Here is a 3,139-nt window from a genome sequence, read left to right as displayed (position 1 = left end):
CCTTCGCTAGACAGCGAAAAGAACCATGAAAACTGCAAAATCAAGATTATGTCAATCAATCAAATTTCAAGAATGAGAAATCAAAGAGAAAAAGAAGAAAGACAAAATCACTGGAAAATTAATAAACAGTAAGTTTAATTAATAAAGGTCAAGTTAATAAGAGCACTAGGCGGATGCCTAGGCACCAAGAGGCGAAGAAGGACGTGACAAGCTGCGAAAAGCTACGGTAAGGCGCAAGTAACCCATAACCCGTAGATCTCCGAATGGGGCAACCCACCGCATAAGCGGAATCCTTACATGAATAAATAGTGTAAGAGAAGCGAACCCAGCGAACTGAAACATCTAAGTAGCTGGAGGAAAAGAAAGAAACATCGATATCCTAAGTAGCGGCGAGCGAACGGGATAGAGCCCAACCGTGCATAAAGCAAAAATAGTTAGTCGAAGGACCTGGGAAGGTCCACCAAAGAAGGTAACAGTCCCGTAGACGAAAACGACGATAGCAGGCACAAAAGAGTACCACGAGGCACGAGAAACCTAGTGGGAACACAGGGGGACCACCCCCTAAGGCTAAATACTACTTGGTGACCGATAGCGAACAAGTACCGTGAGGGAAAGGTGAAAAGAACCCCGGGAGGGGAGTGAAATAGAATCTGAAACCTAGTGTTTACAAGCAGCGAAACTGGTGTTAACCAGGATCGTGTACTTTTTGTAGAACGGGCCAGCGAGTTATGATAAAAAGCAAGGTTAAGAAATTAAGTTTCGAAGCCGTAGAGAAATCGAGTCTTAAAAGGGCGTAAGTTATTTGTCATAGACCCGAAACCGTGTGATCTATCCTTGGGCAGGGTGAAGTTAAAGTAAAATTTAATGGAGGCCCGAACCGGGTAGCGTTTAAAAGCTATCGGATGACCTGAGGATAGGGGTGAAAAGCCAAACGAACACGGAGATAGCTGGTTCTCCTCGAAATAGCTTTAGGGCTAGCCTTTAGTTAAAGTGACGCGGGGGTAGAGCACTGAATAGTCAAGGGGCGTTATACGTTACCGAGACCTATCAAACTCCGAATACCGAATCACAAACTAAGGAGTCAGACTATGTGGGATGAGCTTCATAGTCGAAAGGGAAAGAGCCCAGACCACCAGCTAAGGTCCCAAAATACTGATTAAGTGGAAAAGGATGTGGAGTTACTGAGACAACTAGGATGTTGGCTTAGAAGCAGCCATGCATTCAAAGAGTGCGTAATAGCTCACTAGTCAAGTGACTCTGCGCCGAAGATAACCGGGGCTAAATCAGATACCGAAGCTGTGGAATTACAAACGTAATTGGTAGAGGAGCAATGTATGCAGGACGAAGCAGAAGTCGTAAGGCACTGTGGACAACATACAAGAGAGAATGCTGGCATGAGTAGCGAGAGGTGAGTGAGAATCTCACCCGTCGAAAACCCAAGGATTCCTGAGGAAGGCTCGTCCACTCAGGGTAAGTCGGGACCTAAGGCGAGGCCGAAAGGCGTAGTCGATGGACAACAGGTTGAAATTCCTGTACCGATATCAAGCGACAAAAAGTAAGTGGGGACGCAGGAGGATAAGCGTAGCGCCCAGTTGGTGAGGCGTACAAGCACAAAGTCTGGAAAGTAGGCAAATCCGCTTTCCGTAAGGATGAAGTGTGATGTGGATCGAAAATAAGTAGAGAAGGAGCCGACTCCACACTGCCAAGAAAAGCCACTATCAAGTAAGATATCGCCCGTACCGTAAACCGACACAGGTAGGAGAGGAGAGAATCCTAAGACGCGCGGAAGAACCTTTGTTAAGGAACTCGGCAAAATGACCCCGTAAGTTAGCGAGAAGGGGAGCCTAACCAGAAATGGAAGGCCGCAGTGAAAAGGCCCAAGCGACTGTTTACCAAAAACACAAGTCTCTGCAAAGTCGAAAGACGAAGTATAGGGGCTGACACCTGCCCGGTGCTGGAAGGTTAAGGGAAAGAGTTAGCGCAAGCGAAGCTCAGAACTGAAGCCCCAGTAAACGGCGGCCGTAACTATAACGGTCCTAAGGTAGCGAAATTCCTTGTCGGGTAAGTTCCGACCCGCACGAAAGGTGTAACGATTTGGGCACTGTCTCAACAAAGGATCCGGTGAAATTGTAGTAGCGGTAAAGATGCCGCTTACCCACGACAGGACGGAAAGACCCCGTGGAGCTTTACTGTAGGCTGACATTGGATTTTGGGATTAAATGTACAGAATAGGTGGGAGACTGAGAAACAAGTACGCCAGTATTTGCGGAGTCACCTTTGGGATACCACCCTTTTAATACTAGAATTCTAACCGACTCCCGTGAAACCGGGAGAGGGACACTGTCAGTCGGGCAGTTTGACTGGGGCGGTCGCCTCCTAAAGAGTAACGGAGGCGTTCAAAGGTTCCCTCAGCACGGACGGAAATCGTGCGAAGAGTATAAAGGCAGAAGGGAGCTTAACTGCAAGACCAACAAGTCGAGCAGATAGGAAACTAGGACTTAGTGATCCGGTGGTACCGAGTGGAAGGGCCATCGCTCAACGGATAAAAGCTACCCCGGGGATAACAGGCTTATCTCCCCCAAGAGTCCACATCGACGGGGAGGTTTGGCACCTCGATGTCGGCTCGTCTCATCCTGGGGCTGAAGTAGGTCCCAAGGGTTGGACTGTTCGTCCATTAAAGAGGCACGCGAGCTGGGTTCAGAACGTCGTGAGACAGTTCGGTCCCTATCCGTCGTGGGCGTAGGAAATTTGAGAGGAGCTGTCCTTAGTACGAGAGGACCGGGATGGACAAACCTCTGGTGAACGAGTTGTACCGCCAGGTGCATGGCTCGGCAGCTAAGTTTGGAAGGGATAAGAGCTGAAGGCATCTAAGCACGAAGCCCCCCTCGAGATGAGATTTCCCTCGAAAGATAAGACCCCTTGAAGAAAATGAGGTAGATAGGCTCAAGGTGTAAGAGCAGAAATGTTTTAAGCTAGCGAGTACTAATAGGTCGAAGACTTGACCAAAAAGATTTTGCAGTAATATCCGGTGACAAAAGCAGAAGGGATCCACCTGTACCCATATCGAACACAGAAGTTAAGCCTTCATGCGCTGATGGTACTTGGCTGGTAACGGCCTGGGAGAGTAAGTTATTGCCGG

General features: G+C 48.4%; 2 rRNA genes. Both read left to right on the top strand.

The annotated features are described in order from the left end of the window. Positions 1–146 precede the first annotated feature (146 nt). A 23S ribosomal RNA gene (locus tag HMPREF9225_RS09615) occupies positions 147–3,006 on the top strand. Positions 3,007–3,024: 18 nt separating this feature from the next. After that, positions 3,025–3,139: ribosomal RNA gene (rrf, locus tag HMPREF9225_RS09610) — 5S ribosomal RNA — on the top strand; the annotation flags it as partial.

Source organism: Peptoniphilus duerdenii ATCC BAA-1640 (assembly GCF_000146345.1).
In the GTDB taxonomy this organism is placed as follows: Bacteria; Bacillota; Clostridia; order Tissierellales; family Peptoniphilaceae; genus Peptoniphilus_B; species Peptoniphilus_B duerdenii.
Note: the sequence above shows the minus strand (reverse complement) of the source record. Positions and strands in the feature narration are given on the sequence as shown.